Genomic DNA, 21,554 nt, shown 5'->3' with positions numbered 1-21,554 from the left:
GTGACGAATCTCTTACAGCTAGGGTAATGTGCTTCTGCACGGACACAATGCGGCCAAATGGAAAATCAGAATGCGCTCACAGCCAGCAATGAGTCTTTCCTGCGCGATCTGCAACTGTTCTGCAATATCGCGCGCCGGGCCAGCTTTGTCGCGGCGTCGACGGAAATGGGGCTGTCGCCGTCGCATGTGAGCAAGCGGATTGCGATGCTGGAAGCGAGTCTCGGCGTGAAGCTCTTTCAGCGTACCACCCGCAAAGTCAGCGTGACGAGCGACGGCGAAGCGGCTTTGCAGTGGGCGCAGAAAATCCTCGACGACGTGCAGGGCATGGCCGACGCATTCGCCGATCGCCGCACCGAACTGCGCGGCCTGCTGCGCATCAGCACGAGCTTGCGGCTTGGACGCAAACACGTCTCGCCGATCCTGTCGATGCTGCGCCAACGCCACCCGCATCTGGAGATCTGGCTGGAGTTGCTGGACCGGCGCGCGGATCTGGTGGGTGAAAACTTCGATATCGACGTGCGCGTGGGAGAGGTCCAGGAGCCGCACCTGATCGCTCACAAAATGGTGGAAAGCGCGCGGATTCTGTGCGCGTCGCCGGAGTATCTCGAGCGCCGCGGTGTGCCCGTCGAACCAGGCGATCTGGCCCAGCACGACTGCCTGTTGTTTCGCGGCCGCGATGACCGCTTCGGTGTCTGGCGGCTGAGCGGCCCGAATGGCGAGAAGAGCGTGAAGGTGACTGGCACCGTCGCCTCGAATCTCAGCGACATCGTCGTGCAGTGGGCCAAGGACGGCTACGGCGTCGTGATGGTATCGATCTGGGACGTGGCCGAAAGCCTGCGCTCGGGCGAACTGGTGCGCGTCCTGCCGGAGTATCTGCAATCCGCGGACGTGTGGGCCGTGACGGCGGAGCGGTTGTCGTCGTCGGCGAAGATCCAGGTTTGCATCGAGTTTCTGCGGGAACAGCTGACGAGCGGACCGTACGCACTCGTCACGCGCGGCGTGGGCGGCTTTTGATCCAGCGGGCCGGCGCTTCGGCAGTTCGGCGGTTCGGCGGCCCGGCAGCGCGGTAAGCAATAAGCACCGCACCGCACTGCAACATGCCGCGCCTTCCGCGTAATCGCCCGGTCCCGTTCCAATACAGTTGCAGCGCAAAAAACAATACAGTGAGGCGCGGTTTTATTGTGCTGTATCGGGAATATGCCCGGCGGCGTCGATACAGTTGGCAGGTCTCGATGGCGCCTGCCGCTCACGCGCAGCGCGACGTAGCCTGATTTATTTGCTCATGGCCCGATGCCGATCCGCAGCGGGTCTCCCGAACACGAGGTAACGAAATGAATGCAGTGAACGAACAAGCGAAGCTGTCGGTGCAGCAGTTGGGCCACTTCATTGGCGGCGCACCGGCCGCGCCGGCTAGCGGCCGCTTCAAGGACGTGTTCAATCCCGCCACCGGCCAGGTCACCGGTTCGGTCGCGCTCGCGTCGGTTGAAGAAGTGGACGCGGCAGTGCAGGCCGCCAAGGCCGCGTTTCCTGAGTGGAGCGAAACGGCGCCGATCAAGCGCGCCCGCATTCTGTTCAAGTTCAAGGAACTGCTGAACAAACATCACGACGAGCTCGCGCTGCTGATCACACGCGAACACGGCAAGGTATTCACTGACGCGCAAGGCGAAGTGGTGCGCGGCATCGAAGTGGTCGAGTTCGCGTGCGGCATTCCGAATCTGCTCAAGACCGACTTCACCGACCAGATCGGCGGCGGCATCGACAACTGGAATCTGCGCCAGCCGCTCGGCGTGGTCGCGGGTATCACGCCGTTCAATTTCCCGGTGATGGTGCCGATGTGGATGTTCCCGATCGCGCTCGCCTGCGGCAACACTTTCGTGCTCAAGCCGTCGGAGCGCGATCCGTCGGCCTCGCTGCGTCTCGCTGAATTGCTGAAGGAAGCGGGTTTGCCCGATGGCGTGTTCAACGTCGTGAACGGCGACAAGGTGGCGGTGGACGCGCTGATCGACCATCCGGACGTGGCGGCGCTGTCGTTTGTGGGCTCCACGCCGATCGCCGAATACATTCATACGGAAGCCGCGAAGCGCGGCAAGCGCGTGCAGGCGCTCGGCGGCGCGAAGAACCATCTGGTGGTGATGCCGGACGCCGATCTGGACCAGGCGGTCGACGCTCTGATCGGCGCCGCGTACGGCTCGGCCGGCGAGCGCTGCATGGCGATCTCGGTCGCGGTGGCGGTCGGCAATGTCGCCGATCAACTGATCGACAAGCTGGTGCCGCGCGTGAAATCGCTGGTGATCAGGAACGGCGAAAACCTCGACGCGGAAATGGGCCCGCTGGTGACTGCCGAGCACAAGGCCAAGGTGGCCGGCTATATCGCCTCGGGCGAGGCGGAAGGCGCGAAGCTGGTCGTCGATGGCCGCGCGCATCCGGTGGCGAGCGAAGCGGGATTCTTCATCGGCGGCACGCTGTTCGACAACGTCGGCACGCAGATGAAGATCTACAAGGAAGAGATTTTCGGCCCGGTGCTGGCGGTGGTGCGCGTGCCCGATTTCGCAAGCGCGGTCGAGCTGATCAACGCGCACGAGTTCGGCAACGGCGTGTCGCTGTTCACGTCCGATGGCGGCGTGGCGCGTGCGTTCGGCCGGCAGATTCAGGTGGGCATGGTCGGTATCAATGTGCCGATCCCGGTGCCGATGGCATGGCACTCGTTCGGCGGCTGGAAGCGTTCGCTGTTCGGCGACCACCACGCATACGGCGAAGAGGGCGTGCGGTTCTATACGCGCTACAAGAGCATCATGCAGCGCTGGCCGGATAGCATTGCGAAGGGCGCTGAATTCACGATGCCGGTGGCGAAGTAAGCATTCAAGCCGTGCCGCAGTAACAGAAAAGCCGCGCCTGATTCAGGCGCGGCTTTTTTTCAATCGTCTTCCGCTTCGCTCAACACGGCGTCCTGCACGGCCGTGGCCGCACTGACGTAAGGCGTAGCCTGGTGCGGTTCGTCAATGCTATAGCGCAGACGGCCGGCTTCGACAAACACGCGAAATTGCCGGTATTTGAAGAGGTAGAGCAGGCCGACCGCCGCTGCGGCAAAGCCCGACGCGGCGCCGACACCCAGCGCCCAGCGCGGGCCGAAGCGGTCCGCGACCCAGCCGACCACCGGCGCGCCGAGCGGCGTGCCGCCCAGCGCGATGGCCAGCAGGATCGCGATGACCCGGCCACGCATGGCCGGCTCGGTGGAGAGCTGTACGAGGCTGTTGGTGGAGGTGGTGAAGGTCTGCGTCGACGCGCCGATGAAAATCAGCGCAAGCCCGAACAACACATAGTTCGGCATCAGCGCGGCGACCGTGCAGCCCACGCCGAAAATCCCTGCCGCACCGAGCAGAATCGCCATGCGTGGCTTCGATCGACGCGCGGCAAGCAGCGCGCCGGTGACGGAGCCGATCGCCATGGTCGAACTCAGCAAGCCGTATTGACTCGCGCCCGCATGAAACGCGGTGACCGACATGGTCGAGATGAAGATCGGGAAATTCAGCCCGAACGTGCCGATCAGAAACAGCATCAACAGCGCGGCCTTCAGATCGGGCCGCTTCCACACATATTTGAAGCCTTCCACGAAGCTGCCGCGCGTGCGTATCGCGCGGGGCTTCAGGTGCAGTTCGTTCGCGCGCAGCATGCGCAGCGAAAACAGCACGGCGACGAAGGAAAGCGCGTTGATCAGGAACACCCAGCCGGTGCCCACCGAGGCGATAAGCAAGCCCGCAACCGCCGGGCCGATCATGCGCGCGGCGTTAAACGAAGTGGAATTCAACCCGACCGCGTTGGCCAGATCCTCCTCGCCCACCAGATCGGACACGAAGGTCTGACGCGCCGGTGAATCGAAGGCGGTGACGCAACCGAGCAGCAGCGCGAACACATAGACCTGCCACAACTGCACGAGGCCGGTCACGGTGAGAATGCCGAGGCCCAGCGCCAGCGTGCCCATGGACGCCTGGGTGGCGACCAGCAGCTTGCGACGGTCGAAGTGATCGGCTGCGTAACCGGTCAGCGGCAATAGCAGCATTTGCGGACCGAACTGCAACGACATGACGATGCCCACGGACGTCGCATTGTGATGCGTGAGTTCCGTGAGTACAAGCCAGTCCTGCGCGGTACGCTGCATCCATGTACCGACATTGGAGACGATTGCGCCGCTGGCCCAGACCCGGTAGTTGAAATTGCGCAGCGAACGGAACGTGCCGCTCACCGGAGCGTGTCCGTCTCGCCGATATGGGCGGCGCGCAGGCACAAACGAGGGCTCATGCGCGTGTGTTTTCGTTTTCGAGCAGGTCGAGCACGTCCTGCGTCGTGCCGGTTTCACCGAGGCGCGGGAAGATGCGCGCGATGCTGTTGGCGTGCGCGTCGGCGTTCAGATCGGTCATGGCGTCGACGGCGAGCGTGACGTTAAGGCCGAGTTCGTTCGCGTAACGCGCGGTCGACTCGACGCCAATGCTGGTCGCCACGCCGACGATCACCACCTGGGTGACGCCTTGCTCGCGCAGATACGCTTCAAGATCCGTGTTGGTGAACGCGCCCCAGGTGCGCTTGGTCACCACGTGGTCCGACGGCTGCTGGTTCAGTTCGGGTACCAGATCGGCAAATCCGGCAGGGAAATCGCCGTGGCCGCGCGGCTGTTGTTCCGTGCGGCCCGGTGCGCCGGCTGCGACGTTGACTAGCACCACGGGCAGACCGCGCTGGCGGAACGCGTCCGCGAGCACGCGCGCGCGCTGCACGACTTCGCCAGTGGGATGAGCCGTGGGCAATGCGACGATGCCCTGCTGCAAGTCGATCACGATGAGCGCGGTCTTCGCGTCGAGTGTGGTGAGTGCCATGGTGTTCTCCTGCGGATCAGATATCGATGAGGCGTTTGAGCAAGTCCACGCCGGTCGCGAGTTGCGCCTGCTCGGCGGGCGCGAGTCGGGTCTGAATGGTACGGAACAGCCAGTCTTCGCGTGCCGTGCGGCTGACCTTGACCTTCTTGCGGAAGGCGGGCGTGAGGGAAAGCACGGTTTGCCGGCCGTCGTTCGGATCAGGCGCGCCGCTGACGAGGCCGGCCGCTTTCAGCACGGAGAGAGTCTCGCCCATCGACTGTGGACGCACGCCCTGGGCCCGCGCGAGTGTGGTGACGGTGGCGGGACCTTCGCGTTCCAGCAGGCCAAGCACTTGCACCTGCGACGGCGTGAAATCGCCTACGTGCGCTTCTTCGCGCAAGCGGCGGCGCAACTTGCCGATCAGGACACGAATGTCTTCGGCCATGGCGTGCACCGCGTCAGGGTCGAATTCGGGCGGGGAGGTGTTGCTGGACATGTCCGTTCAGATATGAAGGCTACCTGCTAAGGTTACCTTCATATCTGGCGGCGGTCAAATTGACGCCGCTGGCGGGGATTCAGGGTCGGTTTGGCGGCGCAGAAGGGCGCCGTCGCCAGCATTGCGGGTGATGCCGAAATGGTCCTTGAGCGCGGCCCACCCATGCGTCGTGATACTCACCGAGCGCCCAGCGGGCGATTTACGCATCCAGTCCCACGCAACGAAAGCGTCCATCAGCCGTGCGCCTAGCGGGCCTGCAAGGTGGTATTGCCGCTCGGTCCAGTCGAGACACTGGCGCGCGTGTCCGGTTTCGTCGAAGGCGGGATCGCCGATGTCGATGCCGAGTTGCTGCAGCCATTCGCGACCCGCAACCGTGAGCGCGTATTGACGCTCGGGTGCCCCGATCACGAAACCTCGCTCGAGCATGCTTTGCGTCACCGCGACCCCGATCTGTCCTGCGAGGTGGTCGTAGCAGCAGCGCGCGAAACGAAGCTCGCGCGCCGAGCGGTTCGGCGTTTTGCGCCAGGCCGGTGTGACCGGCCCGACTGAGGCGAGGCTTTCGAGCAGATGGGAAACGTGCGCGCCGGCGAGCCGGTAGTAACGATGACGCCCCGCGCTTTCGACGCTCAGCAGGCCGCCGTCCAGCAGCTTGGCGAGGTGCGAACTGGCGGTTTGCGCGGTCACGCCTGCTGCTTCAGCAAGCGCGCTCGCCGACATCGCGCCGCCGTCGGCCAGTGTGATCAGGATCGTGGCGCGAACCGGTTCGGCGATGAGATGCGCAACGGTCGCGATAGTGTGCTGGCCCATCTGCCATCAATCTCCAGCGTTCAGGCGGTCTGGCTGCCGCTCATCAGCTCGAATGCATACTTCGATACGCCTCGAAGCATTCTCGGCGCGGGCCGCCTTATAGTCAAACCGAACTGCTCAAGGGATCCATCACGGATGACTGACGAAAGCCGATATCAAAAGCGGGTATTGATGGCGACGAGCCTCAGTTACGTGATTGTCATACTCGATACATCGATCGTGAATGTCGCGCTCGCGCCTGTCGCGGCGAGTTTCGGCGCGGATATCACGGGTCTGCAATGGGTGGTCAACGCTTACACGCTGAGCTTCGCCAGCCTGCTGCTGAGTGGGGGCGCATTAGGCGATCGCATCGGCGCAAAAAGGGTCTATCTCGCCGGTTTGCTGATCTTTGCCTGCGCATCGGCGCTATGCGGGTTGGCAATCGATCTGCCGATGCTCGTGGTTGCGCGGGTCTTGCAGGGCGTCGGTGCTGCACTGCTCGTGCCTTGTTCACTCATGCTGATCAACGGCGCTTTTCCCCTTGCCCAGCAGCGGGCCGGCGCAATTGGCGTGTGGGCCGGATGCGGGGGTATCGCGATGGCGGCTGGGCCGCTCGCCGGCGGTCTGCTGATTCATCTGCTGGGCTGGCGGAGCATTTTTCTCGTGAACGTGCCGCTCGCGCTGGCGGCCGCATGGCTCACCACGCGCGTTGAGTCGGGCAGGGCGGGCTCAGCGGGCCGGCCCATGGATGTGGCGGGTCAGATCCTCGCCATCGTCGCGCTTGGCGTGTCGGTGGCGGTGCTGATCGAGACGGCGAAGCTGGGATGGCATGCGCGCATCCTGCAGGCCGGCGCTGCAGTCGCTATCGCCGCGTGGATCGCGTTCGCCTGGGTCGAAACAAAACACAAGCAGCCGATGCTGCCTTTGGCTTTGTTTCGGAGTCCGGTATTTTCCGCGTCGGCATTTGCTTCGTTGGTCTCGGGCCTGATTTTCTATGGGCTGTTCTTTCTGCTGAGTCTGTATTTCCAGTCTGCTCGCGGGTGGGCGCCGTTGCAGACTGGTTTGGCATTCCTGCCGCTGACCGCGATGGTGACCATTGGCAGCTTTGCATCGGCGGCATTGAACCGGACATATGGCGCGCAGCGGCTCGTGAGCGGGGGCTTCCTGCTCTACGCGCTGGGTTTCGCGGGGTTGCTCGCACTGGCGGGCAACGCGCCCTATTGGTGGATCGCGTTGTGTTTTCCCGCGATCGGCTTTGCCGCGGGTGCGATTACGCCCGCGGCAACCGCTGCGTTAATGACGACGGTGGACAAGGCGCGTGCAGGCGTCGCAGCAGGCGTGCTGAACGCCAGCCGGCAAACCGGTTCCGCGTTCGGGGTCGCGATTTTCGGCGCGTTGATGAGCGCGATCCAGCCACACGAGGCCGGGATTCGCGCGGCGGTCTATCTGGCAACGGGCCTGTCGCTACTCGCGGCGCTGGCCTGGAGCATTGCATTGGCTTTGGCCGCGCGCGAAGCACGTGAGACCGCGTAGGATTTGCCGCTTTTTTTGGACTCGGTATAGACGTTGGGTGTCGCTACGTTCTTTCGTAGCGTCGCTCTCATTGCTTGCCATTCCGGTTTGTTCCGCTTTAGTGTTTGGTATCAACCGAAGGGTTTTAGCCAAGGGAGCTTGCAATGAGCGATTCGTTTCATCGTCCTTCGCTGGGTGCGGCGGTGTTTTACAAAGACCCGTTTGCCGCGCTCGACTGGCTCGAGAAGGCGTTCGGCTTCAAGCGGCAGTTGGTCGTCACGGACAACGACGGCCAACTGGGTCATTCGGAAATGCGTTTCGGCGACAGCTATCTGATGGTCTGCCGCGAAGTGTCGGAGGATTCAGCAAGCCCGGCGTCGCTTGGCGGCAAGAACACGCAGTCGGTGCATGTGCAACTGCGTGAGGGCATCGACGAACATTGTGCCCGCGCGCGTGCCGCGGGCGCCGTGATTACGCGCGAACCGGCGGATCAGTTTTACGGCGACCGTGTGTATGCGGCGCGTGATCCCGAGGGCCACGTGTGGAGCTTCGGCCAGACGGTTCGCGAGGTATCGCGCGAGGAAGCCGAGCGGGTGAGCGGCCTGAAAATCGAAGGCTGGGTGTAGCGCATCAAGCGGGCGTTTGAACACTCGCGCCGCCCGTTACGCAGGAAAATGCCGCCCCGCGCGTCGCAACGAATACATCCGGCATTCGCCAAAGTTCTTCGCCATTGGCTGCATGCCGGCGTATTCGCAGACGTAAGCATCGCGTGTCGTGAAAGCTAGCGCGGCCGCAAACTGTTCGGTGACGAAGATCTCACCCACGGGCGTCACGGGCTCGATGCGGGCTGTGCGCACAACTTCCATCCCGACAAATTTATGCCGGTGAATCACCTTGTCGTAACGCCGGTAAAGTGGTCCGACATGCGCGCTCAGGCGGATACCCAGATGAGCAGGCAAGCCGAGCCTGGCCGTCTTCTCCGGGCGCAGCACTTTCTGAAGCCTGAAGCAGCAGTCGATCGCGGCCATCACGTCCGATAGCACGATGAACAGACCGTCGCCGGCGGTTTCGGCGTATTCGACGCCGTCGCACGCCTGAAGGGCGTTGGCGAATCCGCCGATCACGTGCTCCAGAAACGTCAGTTGTTCCGCCTCGTTCAACATACTGAAGCCGCGCACGTCGCCAAACACGATGGCGTGCGGCTTGCGAACCCCATTCGTTCGCGAGCCGCCGGGCAGTGCAATCCCGGCGATGTCCCGGTTGCCGGAAGGAATCGCGCCGAACGAGATCGTGCCGTCGCCGCACATGAACAGCTCCGGGTCGACCACGAGGCTATGCCCTCGCAGCAGCGCGAGGCCGCGCGCCTGCTGTTGACACAGAAGCGCGCCCGCGGGCTCGTCGGGCGAACCTTCCTTGGTGACGAGCGTCACGCGCACGCGCTCGCTAGCAAGGACACGGGCCAGCATGTCCAGCGACTCGGACTGGTTCACAAAGGTTCGTGTTGCGAGCGAATCGGGCTCGCACGGCAGTACCAGATGCACATTCGCGCCGACTTCGAGCAAGGCGTTGGCGATCAGCAGATCGGCAGTGGACATCAACGGACCGAACGCAATGACAGTCTGCCCGGACGCGAAAACAAACGGGTTGTGCGACAGCAGCACATCCGGCCGCGAGATCCAGTTGAGCACGCGGGGCTTCGGCAGATGATCGACGACGTCCGCGGGTGCATGCGTGAGGCTGGCAACCCATGTCAGTTGACGGCGCGTGCTCGCCACGGCGTCGAGATTTTCCGCGCCGGTGGTGGCGATGATCGTAAGCCGGTCGTTGGCGGCGGCCTTCAACATCTCGATCGCGACGTCGAAGTGTCCGAGGATCAGCGAGGCCTCCGCCTGCGTGACATGCGACCAGTAATCCTGATCGGGTTGCGCGGCGGCCAGGTCGAGCGCGACTTGCGCGTAGTGGCGCGCCTTGGCGGACTTGCCACGTGACAGATACATCGATGCGGCATTGATGGCGAGATAGTACTTGCCGAGCCGTTCGAACGCATTCGCATAGGCGATTGCCGATCCCAGCCGGTGTTTTTTCGCATCTTCGATGGAACTGCCGGCGGCGCAGTCCTTCAGCAAACGGCCAAACAGGCCAGCGAATTCCGCCGCCAGATCGAGGTCGGTGAGCGCGGCGAGCCGGCCGGCTTCATCGAGTCTGCGGTAGCGCTCGAGCGCACGGTTGAGCGCGCCTGCCCGCGCGAGCGCGAGGATCGCCTGATGCTCGAATATCATCGCGTCCGGCCACGCTGCGAGCGCTTTCATGCAGAGGTCGTACGCGGCGAGATAGTTGCCTTCATTGCCGTTCGCGCGCTGAATACGCTCCAGCCACTGCGCGACGCTCGACGTCAACGGGTCTGCGCTTTCCGTGACGGATGGCGTCATGGAACCACCTGCACGGCCTGCGTTTTCGCGATGTCCTTCGAGGATTTGTTCTGGTTGAGCAGCAGCGAAATGACGGAGATGGTTTCGAGCGTGTGATCGCAGCGCACCGGCGATCTGCAGACTTTCGGCGCGGGCAGCGACCAGCTCACGCCGTTGTAGTAGACCGTATTGAGCGGCGAACTGAGGGCGGCGCTTGTTCTCTGCAAATGGAACAGCACGCCGAAGTTGCAGGTTGTATTGCCGCCCTTGTAGTCCTCGTATTCCAGGGTCACGCAACGCTCCGGCAGTTGCGGATTCTCCTCCGTTTCCTCCTGCTGCAACGCGAGAATCTGCCCGATGTACTGAATCACTTCGAGCGTCGAGCGCAGCTTGAATACGACGGTATTGGGCTGTTCGCCGATCACTGTCTGCGGCGTGGTGCCTGCCTGATCGCTGGACGCACTGTGATCGGCGGCGCCGCCGTGTTTGCGCGAACACGCGTCGGTTGGGACCGACGTCGATTCGTCACGTTCGGTGGCCAGCACGCCGGCGACAGCAGGGTGGTCCGAGACGTCGCGGCACAGGACCACGTAGCTGCCGTGCGCCGCGCTCATCAGCTGATATTTGCCCTTTTTAAGGGCGGCGAGCGAATAGCGGTTCGGATCGATGCTGGCGACCGCCGTCAGGTCGCGGCGCATGTCGAGCTCGAACGGTTCGCCGACGGGCCTCGGCGTCTGCGTGACGCTCAGCGGATAGAGCCGTCCCAGATTGTTGATGTTGCGCAGGAATGCGTAAAACTCGGGCTCCGACTTGCCGTCGCAAGGCTCGTCGGCTTCGATGATCGAGTAATGGGTCGGCAGCGCGTTCAGGCCAGGCAGCTCGTGGTAACACACCACGCGCGAGCTGTTCGGCGCGTTCAACAGCATTTCGGAGCTGCCCCCCGAGCGCAGGCCGGAAACCAGCAACAGCAGCACCATTCTGTAATCGATGCCTTCGTTCAGAAAGAACTGTGCGGTCTCGGGCGTGATGGGTCGCATCACACCGTTCGTGAAGTCCTGCGTATCCAGACTGTCGATATCGAAGCTCGGCGAACTGGAGATGGTCATGCCGACGGTGCCGAGTTTGCGTGGCAAGGTCGTGGCGTGATCGGGCGCCATGAACGGAAAGGTCGCCAACACGGACGCGCCGTTCGACAGCGACCCGCGAATGCTCGCGAGCTCGCTGAAGTGCAGCGGCGCGCCGTCCTTCGCCCGCAGGATGTTCTGCAGGATCACCTGATTCGACGCGATGTCGTTGGCTTCGAAATAATCGACGACCTGATGGTTGATGATCGGCTCGAGCGAACAGGCCGCGAGCAGCGGACAGAGTAGGGCGGAGAGTACCAGCAGCCGGCGCATCATCATGTTCCCCTTGTTATCGTGCTGATAGTGTTGTTCGTGCTGACGGACGTGTACGGCCTCGATCGGTCAGACGTGTTGCGAGACGATACGTGGTCTGAGGCTGGCCGCGATCGCGGCCGCGAGCGCGCAACCCAGCATCACGGCCGCCATCGGTCTGGCCGTGCCGTCCGCGAGTTTGCCCACCAGCGCGCCGGTGACAGCCCCACCCGAATATTGCATCGTGCTCATGAGCGCTGTTGCACTGGCGGCGTGACCGGCGTGCCGCGACAACGCACCGACCTGCGTGTTCGATGGGATAAAGCAGTATCCGAGCGTGAACACCAGCAACGCGACGAACACAGGCCACGCGTGCAGCGGCGGCCGCAAGCCGCACGCCATCAGATAGCCGCTCGCGGCCAGCCAGATCACAACGCCCAGACTGATCACCCGTGCTGCGCCGCGCCGTTGCACGAGCCGCGTATTGAGGCGAAAGAAGCCGACCGTCGCGACGCCGATCAACGCGAGAATGAGACCGTAGGCAGTCGGCGTATAGCCGTACTGCGTCATGAACACGGTGGGCGAGCCGGCGAGAAATGCGAACAGCGCGCCCATGCCGCAGGTGCCGACCAGCGCGTTCGAGAGAAACTGCCGGTCGCGTAGTACGCCGCGAAAGAGTCGCAGCGACGCGATGACGTCGATCGACAAACGCCGCTCGGGCGGCAACGTCTCCGGGAGGAAATAGAACAGCAGCACGAGGCTCACCGCGCCATACAGTGCCGCGACGACAAAGATCATTCGCCAGTTGGCGACCTCCAGCACGAGGCTGCCGAGTACCGGCGCGACGACCGGCGCGACCGACATGACCTGCATGACGCCGGACATCAGCGCGGCGGCTTTCGCGCCGTCGGCGATATCGCGGACCATCGCGCGCGGCACCACGATCGAGGCCGCGGCGCCGAAGGCCGCGAGCGCCCGGAACACGCAGAAGCTCGTCGTGCCTTGCGCGAGGGCGCAGCAGATCGATGCGAGTGTGTAGATCGTGAGGCCGGCAGCAAGCGGCGCGCGCCGTCCGAAGCGGTCCGAGATCAACCCCTGGGTCAACTGGCCGACTGCGAAGCCGGCGAAGTAGGCGGCGAGCGTGAGTTGCGGCGTCGAGCGGCCGAACTCCTGCGCAATCGCGGACGCGGCGGGCAGATACATGTCCACCGATACCGGGCCAATCGCGATGATGAACCCGAGCAGATACTTCAGATCGGGCGTCGGGTCGACGCGCAGGTCTTGAAGATTGTCCATGGCGAACTCCAGTGGACCGCTCAATCCGGACTTCGCCGGCAGGTGTCGTAAGCGGGGCGGCTTGCCGTGATCCGGCGGTTTTTATCGTACGGGCGCGTCTTGGTCTCGGCTGTTCGACAGCACACGGACTCGCGCGGCACAGCGTTTAGCTGTCGTCGATGCATTGAACCAGCGCTGCGATTCTTTCGAGCCGGGAGCGCCAGTTTCCTCCGCCACGCGGTTGCGCTGGGCGCGCGCCACGGTCCGGCACCATGCCGGCCAGACTGGCGAGATCCTCGGCGCGCACCGCCACGCTGGATCCCGGCGCGTCGGTATAGCGCCCGACGATCATCCCGGCGAGCCGGCCGCTAGCGTCGATCACCGGACCGCCGCTGTTGCCTTCACGGAGTTCGGCGTGCAGCACCAGCAAGCGGTGGCCGTTCACGTAGGCGACGCCCTCGGCGTAGCCGCGCGTGTACACCGGCACGCGCGGCGACGATGGCGTCAGGCCGAAGCCGATCGTATACACCGGCGCGCCGGCCGCCACGGGCCGCACTGCGGGCACTGCGATCGCGTCGACGGCGTGCCGCGTGGCGAGCAGCGCGACGTCCAGTCGGTCGTCGATGAGGATCAGCGAAGCCGGCAAGCCGGCCTCACTGCGCGGCCACACGACGATCGCCTTGCAGCCGCGCACGACATGCGCGCTCGTCAGCATATTGCCGGTGTGTGTGACGAAAAATGCCGTGCCGCTGCGCAGGAGCCTGGGTGAATCCGCTTGCGCGGCGGCGCCGCTGGGCGCGATGCAGCACGTGATCATCATCATCCCGACGGCCATCCGCAGCGTGGCGTGACCGTGTCGATCCATGCGCCGGTGCCGGCGCGCCGTGCGTCGTTTCATCGTTCGCGTCCTGCACGTTCCGTGGCGTGACGGTGGACTTTTGCCGTCCACCCTTCATGCCTGCGCTACTGGTTCGCCAGCTTCCACTCGCCATTCGCATCCCGGCACGCGCGCGACGTCTGCTCGTAGGTCTTGCCTTCCTTCGTGTACGTCTCGCTAAATTGCCGGCAGGTCTGTGCGTTCGCCGATTTCGTATAGCCGTTCAGCGGCTTGATCGCCCCTGAGTTGCCGGTCTTCGGGTTGTGCCACGGCTTCGGATGGTTGTCCTGTGAGGTCTGCAGCGCCTGTTGCAAGGCGGCGGCGCGCGCCTCGCGGTCGCGCTCATCGAGTTCGTGACCGATCACGCCGCCAAGCAGACCACCCGCGAGCCCGCCCGCGACGATCGCACCCGCGCTGCCGTGGCCGAACAGGCCGCCGAGCGTGGCGCCCGCGCCCGCGCCGATCAATGCGCCGCCAGTCGTTTTGTTCATGCCACCGGAGCCGTTGCTGTCCGCGCAACCGGTCAACACGGCGCCGGACACAACGGTGCAGGCGATTACCAAGAGCCAGTTATTCATTACGTATCTCCTCTTTTATCCGACGCTAGCGCCAGATTCGCTACATTGCCCATACCCCGGCGTGTGCGCGCCTTGCTTCCTGTTCGGCGGCTGCATAGTCGGCGGGCGCGCCGTCACGCGTGCGTGCCCAGCCGTTGCGCACGGCATGCTCGGCGACGTCTTCGCCATTTGCCAGACACTGGTACGCGGTGCCTTTGGCGAAACATTCGACGTGGCTGCCCTGACTCTTCAGATAGCGGCGCATGGCCTGCGCGGGCCGCCCGTCGTCGCCGCGAATCGCGAACAGATTGACGATCTTTCCGGACACGATCAGCGCGCCGGAGTCGAGCACCTGATCGACGTGACCGTCGAGATCGGGTTTCGCGGGCTGGACTGTGTTGCTGGCAGCGGGCGGGGTGATCGGGGTGTTGGGCTGGGTGGCGGTGTTCGTGTTGTTCGTGTTGTTCGCAAGCGAGGGAACAGGCGCGGATGTGGGCGTTGGTGTTGGTGTCGGTGCTGGCGTCGGCGTTTGGGCAACGGCGGGCGCGGGCGTCGGAGCGGGCGCAGGTGTCGGAGCGGGCGTCGGCGATTGCGCAACGGCGGGCGCGGGCGTCGGAGCGGGCGTCGGCGCCTGGGAAATGGCGGGCGCAGGCGTGGAATCGGAGTGCCCTGCGTACCGCATTGCGACGAACCCGGCAATCGCCAACGCGACGCATACGCCAGCCGCAACAGGAACGATGCGCGAGGGGCGACGCATTGGCACGGTTCGCGGGAGAGCAATCGCGGTCGAAACGGACTGCCCCGGCATACCCATTTGACCCGCAGGCGAGGAACGGGCCGCCGATTGCGGCGCCTGCTGCTCACGCGCCTGAGCCGCGTCTGCTCCCGACGGCTTTGGATCGGCAGACGGGCTGCCCATGAACGCGACACGGCTCGCGACCATCAGCTTGACCTGCTCGGCCAGCTTCGCGAGGTTCGTGTCCCAGTCTTCGAATAGATCGAGGTATTGCCGAATCGTCAGTTGATAGCGAAAAGCCCCGGAGGGCAGGACGTTTTCAATGCGCACGGGCATCACGGGCATCTTGTATTCGCCTGCGAGCACCAGCTCTTTTTTGACTTCGTCGGAGTTATTGGCGTTGGCGGAAAAGACCAGCACCATCACGCTAGAGGTCTCGAGCGCCTTCACGATCGAGTCCGCGAAGTCGGCACCCGGCGCCACGTCGCGCGACGAGATCCAGCAGGACAGGCCGCGCAACTCCAGCCCATGTCTGAGCTTGTCTGCCGCGATGCTGTCCTTGGAGGAGAAGCTGATGAATGCGTCGTAGCCCATGGGTAAAAATCCGTACGACTACTCCGATCTTGCATGGCAGCGGAATCGGGCCTGGCGCCCGGACGTGTCGATTTCTTTTCATGCTGGTGCACATCCGCGAAAACCTACAGACGCGATACCGCTCCTTATTCTCTGTGAGCGGCTTTTCCAGTATGTACGCTAACGTACAGTCGCAATCATTGACGACTCAATCCAGCGGAACTTACGGCCCGGCTTAATCGACGCGGAATGCGCCCGTAATGGGCCCGGATATGGCGCACCGCACATACGCAAACAGAATTGCGCCGACTAAATACGCATTAGCAATCTTGTTGTCAGCTTTGCGGGGAATCCTGGCCGTCGTGGCAGCCGGCACCGGCCGGGGCGCGATGGCGCCTTTTTGTGCCGGAGGCGAAGAAATGGCGGAGTGCGAAGCGGTTGCGCAAGGTGAACTGGGCGTCACGCCTGGGAGCATGGCGAATGCGCGGGCGAGCGCCGGCCGCCCGGCGCCAGGCCTGCGTGTCGGCGTCACCGGACATCGCACGTTCCCCGCAGCCGATCTCGCGCTGCTCGACCAGGCGGTCGGCAAGATCCTCGATACGATCGGCGCCACCATGCACGGGCTCGCCAGCGATGGCACGTTGCATCCGCTATATGCGGACGACAAGCCAGTTCTGCGGGTTATTTCGCCGCTGGCGGCGGGCGCGGACCGGGTGGTCGCCCGGCAGGCTGTCGCGCGACAGTGGTTGCTTTCGGCGTCGCTGCCTTTCCCGCAGCACGAATACGAAAAAGACTTCGCCGACAGTGTCGATGAGTTCCGCAGCCTGCTGGCATGCGCGAAAGCGATCGACGAGGTGGTCGAACTCGACGGCCGCCGCGAAGTGGAAGGCGCAGCCTATTTCGAAGCAGGGCACTTCGTTCTGCGGCATTCCGACGTGCTGATTGCGATCTGGGACGGTCTCGAAGCGGCCGGAGAAGGCGGCACGGGCGAGATCGTGGAAACAGCGCTGAGGCTGGGTCTGCCGGTCGTTCATATCCATTCGGTCGCGCCGCATGCCGTCAAACTGCGGCTGGACCCATCGTGCGGCGAGGCTGAAGACAGCCTGACGCTTGAAGCGCTGGTTCGCCAGATCGTGTTGCCGGCATGGCGGACCGGTTCGACGAACCCCACCAGCACCCGTCATCATCCCAGGGCTGTTGCGGAGTATGTGGACGAACCGGAAAGCGCCTATGCCGATCAAATGGAACTGTCCTGGTCCGGGTTGAAGCCAAGACTCGTAGCGTGGTTGGGCGGCGTGTTTCCGCGCCTGCAACGATGGTTGGGGGGCGCCTCGCCGGTCAACGCCTCTGAACTGAAGCAGCCGGCAAGCGCGGGCAGTCAGGCGGCCGTGACCTACGTCGCACACTTCCAGAGGGCCGATGCGTTGGCCACGCACTACGCCAACATACATCGAAGCGCCTTTGTGCTGATCTATATTCTCGGTTCGATATCGCTCTTCGCCGCGTTTATGGCGCTGTCTATCAGAGGCGTGAAATTCGACCAGCCGGAACTCGACGCTTTGGCCACTGGCGCGGAACTGGCGGCCCTCGGCTGTGTTGCCTTGCTCGTGGTGGCGGACTCGCGATGCCGCTGGCGGGAGCGATGGCTCGATTACCGAACACTCGCGGAACATTTTCGACAGGCGGATCTACTGGCGACCCTTGGAGGCTCGGAGCCGTGTGGCTGTATGAATCGCAACAGCGAGATTCATCCAATGCGCGGCTGGGTGCCCTGGTTCGCCGCAGCGGTTACGCGGTCGGTGGGGATAGTCGGCGCGCGCTATGACGCGGCGTACCTTTCAGAGATCCGCGACTGGGCAGTCAAACAGAGATTGAGCGATCAGCTTGCGTACAACGAAGCGACGGTGCGGCGCAATGCAACGATAAGCAAACGTCTGCGAAGGTTTAGTGTCCGTGTTTTCAAGTTGACCATGGCCGCAGTGGTGATCGAAATTGTATTGCACCTATTGCCGATTGCCTGGGTGGTCTGGGTAGAAAGTGTGTTCCTCGCTGACTGCCCGGTCTGGTTGGCGAGTCTTTCTCCTGGCGCCTTTTTGGGATTTTTTGCGGGTGCTTTACCCGCGCTGGGAGCGGCGAGCTTCGGCATCCGCAATCAGGCCGAGTTCGAGATCGTGGTTCATCGTTCGGCACGCCTGATCGGGTTGCTTGCCGTGGAGAAGGCGAACATCGAAAGACTCACGGGCGACCGTCTCACCAGCAAATCATTGCGACTGGCGGTGCAGAAGAGCGCGAATATCATGCAGGACGATTCGCGCGCGTGGGCGGAGATTTTCGAGGTGAAGGAATCGGAAGTGGTCTAGCGCGCTGGGCGCCGCGCCGGCAACCCGCAAGCAGACAGATATCACGAACCAGCGCGCAGCCGCCGGTTGATGAAGCGCCACAGTGCGCTCACCACCAGCGACCCGACGCCGAGCCCCACGCCAAGCAGCACGATCGAACTCATATGATCGCGCACCAGCGGCACGTTGCCGAACAGATAGCCGGCCGCCACCAGCGAGACGATCCACAATGCGGCACCGGCCGTGACGAACGAAACGAATCGCGCAAAGGTCATGCGCGACACGCCGGCGACAAACGGCGCGAAGGTGCGCACGACGGCAATAAACGGCGAGAGCAGAAAGGTCAGGCCGCCGCGCGCCTCGTAAAACGCGTGCGCTTTGCGCAGCGCATTCTTGTCGAGCCAGCGATAGTCCGCGGTATACACTTTTTCGCCGATCGCGCGGCCAATCGCATAACAGACGATGCTGCCCGCCACCGTGGCGGCGAACAGCACCGGGATCACCAGCCACACATTCAGCGCGCCGGTGGCGGCGAGCCCGCCGCAAATGAAAATCAGTGGATCGCCGGGCAGAAAGAAGAGTGGCAGAAAGCCGATTTCCACGAACACGACGAGAAACAGCAGCGCATAGACGGCAGTGCCGTATTGCACGATCAGGCCGCTCAGGTGCTGGTCGAAGTGCAGGGCGACCTGCAGCACATGCATCAGATCCATCATGGTCGAAGGAAAATTCAGGTGTTCAGGAGTGTAGTCCCGCGGCGGCGCGGCCACCTGTTTATTTCACCTCGATGATGTCAATATCGGGACTTTGTTTCCGCTTGCTGTCGCCTGCCTATGCAACACGCCTCTACCGTGACATTCCGTTTTGCCGAGCCGCACGATGCGCAGACCATCCGTTCGATCGAATTCGAGGCGGCGCAACGCTTCGTCAGCGTCGACATGACGGGTATCGCCGACGCCCCGTCGATGGAGATCGAACTCGTCAACCGCAAGATCGCCGCGCGGCAGATTGTTGTCGCTGTGAATGCCGACGAGACGTGTGTGGGGTTCGTGATGTTCGAGCCGCAGCCCGCGCGATTCTATGTGCAGGAACTCGACGTGCTCACGACGTATGCCGGGCAGCGTATCGGCGCGGCGTTGCTCGAGAAGGTCGCGCAACTCGCGCTCGCGCAGCAGGTGACGCAACTCATTTTGTCGACGTTTCGCGAGGTGCCGTGGAACGCGCCGTACTATCGGCGGCTCGGCTTTCGCGATATCGAGGAAGCTGAACTCGATCCGGTGTTGATCGAGCGGCGCGACGCGCATATCGCTCGAGGGCTCGACGAATCGAAGCGCGTGTTCATGCGACGGGATCTTGGCTGACGTATGAAAAACGCGGCGGGTGCGGCCCGATGTTGCTCCGGTCACACCCGCCGCGTTGTTTGGCAGCGTACTTCTGGCAGCCGGCGGTTCTACAGCAGTGGCGTGTGCTTCTGCCTGTTTCCCCGCCAGTTGCGTCTGCCTATTCCATCAGCTTATTCCACGGTTTCCAGCGCCGGATAGTCGACGTAACCGGCTTCACCGCGCGCATAGTACGTTGCCGGATTCGGCTTGTTCAACGGTGCATTCGTTGCGAAGCGGCGCACCAGGTCCGGATTCGCGATGAACAGCTGACCCCACGCTACCGCATCCGCTTCACCTGCGTCGAGCACCTGCTGCGCGGTGTCCCTGGTGAATTTTTCGTTTGCGATGTATGGGCCGCCGAATGCCTTCTTCAGTTGCGGGCCGAGACGGTCGTCGCCGAGTGCTTCGCGTGCGGCGATGAACGCAATCTTGCGCTTGCCGAACTCGCGCGCCACGTAACCGAACGTGCCGGCGGGATCGGAATCGCCCATGGTGTGCGCGTCGCGGCGCGGCGCAAGATGTACGCCGACGCGGTTGGCGCCCCACACGTCGATACAGGCATCCGTGATTTCGAGCAGCAGGCGGGCGCGGTTTTCGATCGGGCCGCCGTAGGCGTCGGTACGCTTGTTGGTGCTGTCCTGCAGGAACTGGTCGAGCAGATAGCCGTTTGCGCCGTGCACTTCCACGCCGTCGAAACCCGCGGCTTTCGCGTTCGCGGCGCCTTTGCGGAACGCCTCGACCACACCGGCGATTTCATCGAGTTCCAGAGCGCGCGGCGTCACGTAGGCACGCTCCGGACGCACGAGGCTCACGTGGCCTTGCGCGGGAATCGCGCTCGGCGCAACCGGCAGTTCGCCATTCAGGAACAGCGGGTCCGAGATACGGCCGACGTGCCACAACTGCAGAAAGATCTTGCCGCCGGCGGCGTGCACGGCCTGAGTGACGAGCTTCCAGCCTTCGACCTGTTCCTGCGACCAGATACCCGGCGTTTCGGCGTAGCCCACGCCTTGCGGCGTCACGGAGGTGGCTTCGCTGATGATCAGGCCGGCCGTGGCGCGTTCGGCGTAGTACTTCGCCATCAGCGCGTTCGGCACGCGGATTTCCTCGGCGCGCTGGCGCGTCAGCGGCGCCATGATGATGCGGTTGGACAACGTGATGTCGCCAATCTGGAGCGGGTCAAAAAGAGTCGGCATAAGTGGTCACCTTTGGTGGCGGGCACGCGGCCCAAGCCTTAAAAACAGTGCGATGAAAGAAGCGAAGCGATGCGGATGAAGTGCTCAGAGCTCGCTGTTCATGTGCGCAAGAAACGCCTGGATGACGGGCTCGTTGCGTTTGAAAAACACCCATTGACCGACCCGTTTCGACGTGACGAGCCCCGCGCGCTGCAAGGCGGCAAGATGCGCCGACACGGTGGACTGCGACAGGCCGCAGCGCGCGTCGATCTTGCCGGCGCAGACGCCGTAATCGAGCGGCAGGTCCTGGTCGGAGAAATGCGCGTACGGCTCCCGCAGCCAGCCGAGAATCTCCCGGCGCACCGGGTTGGCAAGCGCTTTGTGGATCGCGTCGATATCGATCGTCATCTGGATGCGTTCAGTTCATGAGCAACGGCAGAGGCAGCGCCGGTTGGCGCCTGGGTGTCTGCATCGCTACGGGACGAATTATATATCGTAATTTGACGATATGTGTGACGGGCACTCCAAAGGGCACGCACGGTGCTGTGGAGGCACAAATAAGTCTGCACTTCCCGCAGTGGCTTTGTTTCGCACAAAAAAGAACGCACTTCCGCTTCCACAAGATGAAATGCTGCGCGGGAACTGGCCACAGACGGACGTAAGCGGCGGCCAGCCTGAACCGAGGTCATTGGAGCGAATCGCCGCGAAAATGCTTTTGATCGCCGTTGATGCCACGATTGCTCGCGGTGATCTTTCAGTGACTGCCCGGCGACAGCGCGCGCCGACAGCATGAGCGCCTGCTGCAGGCACTGCCTCTTTTCGGCGGTGTCACAACAGTCGAGACGACGCGCTTTTTCGACATAATTGATCCGCGGGATCGCGTATCCTGGCGCAAACACGAAGAAGCAAATGTCGCTGGATCTTGAGGATTTGTGGTGACGGCGATGCCAGCGCGTATCTCGACAGCTACAGGGAGCCGACGTTATGCAGAAGCGGAAGTTCGCACGAAAGAGAGCCGGGGGAGTGAGTCTGCCGGAACTGTTGGACGAGCTTGAACGGGCACTGACGGTGACGCCCGCTCGCACGTCCGTCTGTCGGGCGCTGTCGGATCTGAACCGGCGGTTCGGTTCGGCTAGCGGGAAAATTGGTGCACGGGCTAGTCGATGCAAGTCCCCGCGGCGTCGGCGCCAAATCACCGTCGAATCTTTGCCGCTGTTTTCG

Annotated in this window: 19 protein-coding genes; 6 read left to right on the top strand and 13 right to left on the bottom strand. The window is 63.4% G+C overall.

Annotated features, from left to right (window positions below; all coding sequences use genetic code 11):
* Positions 1–57: 57 nt before the first annotated feature.
* Both PQR27_RS28740 and PQR27_RS28735 read left to right on the top strand, forming a co-directional pair.
* Positions 58–1,014 carry a LysR family transcriptional regulator gene (locus tag PQR27_RS28740; protein ID WP_408526977.1) on the top strand — a complete coding sequence of 319 codons (957 nt, stop codon included), beginning with the start codon at positions 58–60 and terminating at the stop codon, positions 1,012–1,014.
* 317 nt (positions 1,015–1,331) lie between these two features.
* The gene (locus PQR27_RS28735; protein WP_408526976.1) at positions 1,332–2,855 is read left to right on the top strand and encodes a CoA-acylating methylmalonate-semialdehyde dehydrogenase; all 1,524 of its coding nucleotides are present in this window, start codon (positions 1,332–1,334) and stop codon (positions 2,853–2,855) included.
* A gap of 59 nt (positions 2,856–2,914) precedes the next feature.
* Here PQR27_RS28735 and PQR27_RS28730 read toward each other — a convergent pair whose 3' ends face one another.
* From PQR27_RS28730 to PQR27_RS28715, 4 genes are read right to left on the bottom strand one after another with little or no spacing between them, the layout of a single operon-like run.
* Positions 2,915–4,240 carry an MFS transporter gene (locus tag PQR27_RS28730; protein WP_408526975.1) on the bottom strand — a complete coding sequence of 442 codons (1,326 nt, stop codon included), beginning with the start codon at positions 4,238–4,240 and terminating at the stop codon, positions 2,915–2,917.
* Between the two features lie 52 nt (positions 4,241–4,292).
* Positions 4,293–4,865 carry an isochorismatase family protein gene (locus tag PQR27_RS28725; protein WP_408526974.1) on the bottom strand — a complete coding sequence of 191 codons (573 nt, stop codon included), beginning with the start codon at positions 4,863–4,865 and terminating at the stop codon, positions 4,293–4,295.
* Positions 4,866–4,881: 16 nt separating this feature from the next.
* Positions 4,882–5,340, bottom strand: coding sequence for a MarR family winged helix-turn-helix transcriptional regulator (locus PQR27_RS28720; RefSeq protein WP_408526973.1), 459 nt, complete (start codon positions 5,338–5,340; stop codon positions 4,882–4,884).
* 54 nt (positions 5,341–5,394) lie between these two features.
* The gene (locus tag PQR27_RS28715; RefSeq protein ID WP_408526972.1) at positions 5,395–6,147 is read right to left on the bottom strand and encodes an ArsR/SmtB family transcription factor; all 753 of its coding nucleotides are present in this window, start codon (positions 6,145–6,147) and stop codon (positions 5,395–5,397) included.
* A 135-nt stretch (positions 6,148–6,282) separates the two neighbouring features.
* Between PQR27_RS28715 and PQR27_RS28710 the strand changes: the two genes are divergently transcribed.
* On the top strand, positions 6,283–7,659 hold the full coding sequence (locus PQR27_RS28710) for an MFS transporter (RefSeq protein WP_408526971.1): 1,377 nt from the start codon (positions 6,283–6,285) through the stop codon (positions 7,657–7,659).
* 143 nt (positions 7,660–7,802) lie between these two features.
* Positions 7,803–8,264, top strand: a complete 462-nt coding sequence (locus PQR27_RS28705) for a VOC family protein (RefSeq protein WP_408526970.1) — start codon at positions 7,803–7,805, stop codon at positions 8,262–8,264.
* Positions 8,265–8,300: 36 nt separating this feature from the next.
* Here the strand turns inward: PQR27_RS28705 and PQR27_RS28700 are convergent, their stop codons facing one another.
* The 6 genes from PQR27_RS28700 to PQR27_RS28675 form a co-directional block, all read right to left on the bottom strand.
* Positions 8,301–10,067, bottom strand: coding sequence for a tetratricopeptide repeat-containing protein (locus tag PQR27_RS28700; RefSeq protein WP_408526969.1), 1,767 nt, complete (start codon positions 10,065–10,067; stop codon positions 8,301–8,303).
* Complete coding sequence (locus tag PQR27_RS28695) at positions 10,064–11,449, bottom strand: hypothetical protein (protein WP_408526968.1); 1,386 nt, start codon at positions 11,447–11,449, stop codon at positions 10,064–10,066. Before PQR27_RS28695 ends, PQR27_RS28700 begins: the two co-directional genes overlap by 4 nt.
* Positions 11,450–11,512: 63 nt before the next feature.
* Positions 11,513–12,718 carry a multidrug effflux MFS transporter gene (locus PQR27_RS28690; protein WP_408526967.1) on the bottom strand — a complete coding sequence of 402 codons (1,206 nt, stop codon included), beginning with the start codon at positions 12,716–12,718 and terminating at the stop codon, positions 11,513–11,515.
* 145 nt (positions 12,719–12,863) lie between these two features.
* A complete protein-coding gene (locus PQR27_RS28685) occupies positions 12,864–13,595 on the bottom strand; it encodes a S1 family peptidase (RefSeq protein WP_408526966.1) in 732 nt (243 codons plus the stop codon).
* Positions 13,596–13,660: 65 nt separating this feature from the next.
* A complete protein-coding gene (locus PQR27_RS28680) occupies positions 13,661–14,152 on the bottom strand; it encodes an RT0821/Lpp0805 family surface protein (RefSeq protein ID WP_408526965.1) in 492 nt (163 codons plus the stop codon).
* Between the two features lie 40 nt (positions 14,153–14,192).
* Complete coding sequence (locus PQR27_RS28675) at positions 14,193–15,461, bottom strand: TIR domain-containing protein (RefSeq protein WP_408526964.1); 1,269 nt, start codon at positions 15,459–15,461, stop codon at positions 14,193–14,195.
* Between the two features lie 398 nt (positions 15,462–15,859).
* Here PQR27_RS28675 and PQR27_RS28670 point away from each other — a divergent pair, with 398 nt between their 5' ends.
* Entirely contained in the window at positions 15,860–17,800 is a 1,941-nt protein-coding gene (locus tag PQR27_RS28670) for a hypothetical protein (protein ID WP_408526963.1), read from the top strand.
* A gap of 41 nt (positions 17,801–17,841) precedes the next feature.
* On the opposite strand, the gene PQR27_RS28665 is transcribed toward PQR27_RS28670, so the two are convergent.
* Complete coding sequence (locus tag PQR27_RS28665; protein WP_408528329.1) at positions 17,842–18,492, bottom strand: VTT domain-containing protein; 651 nt, start codon at positions 18,490–18,492, stop codon at positions 17,842–17,844.
* A 120-nt stretch (positions 18,493–18,612) separates the two neighbouring features.
* Between PQR27_RS28665 and PQR27_RS28660 the strand changes: the two genes are divergently transcribed.
* Positions 18,613–19,140, top strand: a complete 528-nt coding sequence (locus PQR27_RS28660; protein WP_408526962.1) for a GNAT family N-acetyltransferase — start codon at positions 18,613–18,615, stop codon at positions 19,138–19,140.
* A 152-nt stretch (positions 19,141–19,292) separates the two neighbouring features.
* On the opposite strand, the gene PQR27_RS28655 is transcribed toward PQR27_RS28660, so the two are convergent.
* Both PQR27_RS28655 and PQR27_RS28650 read right to left on the bottom strand, forming a co-directional pair.
* On the bottom strand, positions 19,293–20,354 hold the full coding sequence (locus tag PQR27_RS28655) for an alkene reductase (RefSeq protein ID WP_408526961.1): 1,062 nt from the start codon (positions 20,352–20,354) through the stop codon (positions 19,293–19,295).
* Positions 20,355–20,438: 84 nt separating this feature from the next.
* Positions 20,439–20,741, bottom strand: coding sequence for an ArsR/SmtB family transcription factor (locus tag PQR27_RS28650; RefSeq protein ID WP_408526960.1), 303 nt, complete (start codon positions 20,739–20,741; stop codon positions 20,439–20,441).
* Between the last annotated feature and the right edge of the window lie 813 nt (positions 20,742–21,554).

The organism is Paraburkholderia fungorum (assembly GCF_046027215.1).
GTDB classification, from domain to species: domain Bacteria; phylum Pseudomonadota; class Gammaproteobacteria; order Burkholderiales; family Burkholderiaceae; genus Paraburkholderia; species Paraburkholderia fungorum_D.
This window is presented reverse-complemented; position numbering and strand designations above follow the sequence as displayed.

Coding starts and splice junctions, on each gene's coding strand:
- PQR27_RS28735 (WP_408526976.1), top strand. CDS start 1,332: ATGAATGCAGTGAACGAACAAGCGAAGCTGTCGGTGCAGCAGTTGGGC.
- PQR27_RS28670 (WP_408526963.1), top strand. CDS start 15,860: ATGGCGGAGTGCGAAGCGGTTGCGCAAGGTGAACTGGGCGTCACGCCT.
- PQR27_RS28700 (WP_408526969.1), bottom strand. CDS start 10,067: ATGACGCCATCCGTCACGGAAAGCGCAGACCCGTTGACGTCGAGCGTC.
- PQR27_RS28665 (WP_408528329.1), bottom strand. CDS start 18,492: ATGGATCTGATGCATGTGCTGCAGGTCGCCCTGCACTTCGACCAGCAC.
- PQR27_RS28680 (WP_408526965.1), bottom strand. CDS start 14,152: ATGAATAACTGGCTCTTGGTAATCGCCTGCACCGTTGTGTCCGGCGCC.
- PQR27_RS28650 (WP_408526960.1), bottom strand. CDS start 20,741: ATGACGATCGATATCGACGCGATCCACAAAGCGCTTGCCAACCCGGTG.
- PQR27_RS28675 (WP_408526964.1), bottom strand. CDS start 15,461: ATGGGCTACGACGCATTCATCAGCTTCTCCTCCAAGGACAGCATCGCG.
- PQR27_RS28685 (WP_408526966.1), bottom strand. CDS start 13,595: ATGAAACGACGCACGGCGCGCCGGCACCGGCGCATGGATCGACACGGT.
- PQR27_RS28695 (WP_408526968.1), bottom strand. CDS start 11,449: ATGATGATGCGCCGGCTGCTGGTACTCTCCGCCCTACTCTGTCCGCTG.
- PQR27_RS28710 (WP_408526971.1), top strand. CDS start 6,283: ATGACTGACGAAAGCCGATATCAAAAGCGGGTATTGATGGCGACGAGC.
- PQR27_RS28705 (WP_408526970.1), top strand. CDS start 7,803: ATGAGCGATTCGTTTCATCGTCCTTCGCTGGGTGCGGCGGTGTTTTAC.
- PQR27_RS28720 (WP_408526973.1), bottom strand. CDS start 5,340: ATGTCCAGCAACACCTCCCCGCCCGAATTCGACCCTGACGCGGTGCAC.
- PQR27_RS28655 (WP_408526961.1), bottom strand. CDS start 20,354: ATGCCGACTCTTTTTGACCCGCTCCAGATTGGCGACATCACGTTGTCC.
- PQR27_RS28740 (WP_408526977.1), top strand. CDS start 58: ATGGAAAATCAGAATGCGCTCACAGCCAGCAATGAGTCTTTCCTGCGC.
- PQR27_RS28715 (WP_408526972.1), bottom strand. CDS start 6,147: ATGGGCCAGCACACTATCGCGACCGTTGCGCATCTCATCGCCGAACCG.
- PQR27_RS28660 (WP_408526962.1), top strand. CDS start 18,613: ATGCAACACGCCTCTACCGTGACATTCCGTTTTGCCGAGCCGCACGAT.
- PQR27_RS28725 (WP_408526974.1), bottom strand. CDS start 4,865: ATGGCACTCACCACACTCGACGCGAAGACCGCGCTCATCGTGATCGAC.
- PQR27_RS28690 (WP_408526967.1), bottom strand. CDS start 12,718: ATGGACAATCTTCAAGACCTGCGCGTCGACCCGACGCCCGATCTGAAG.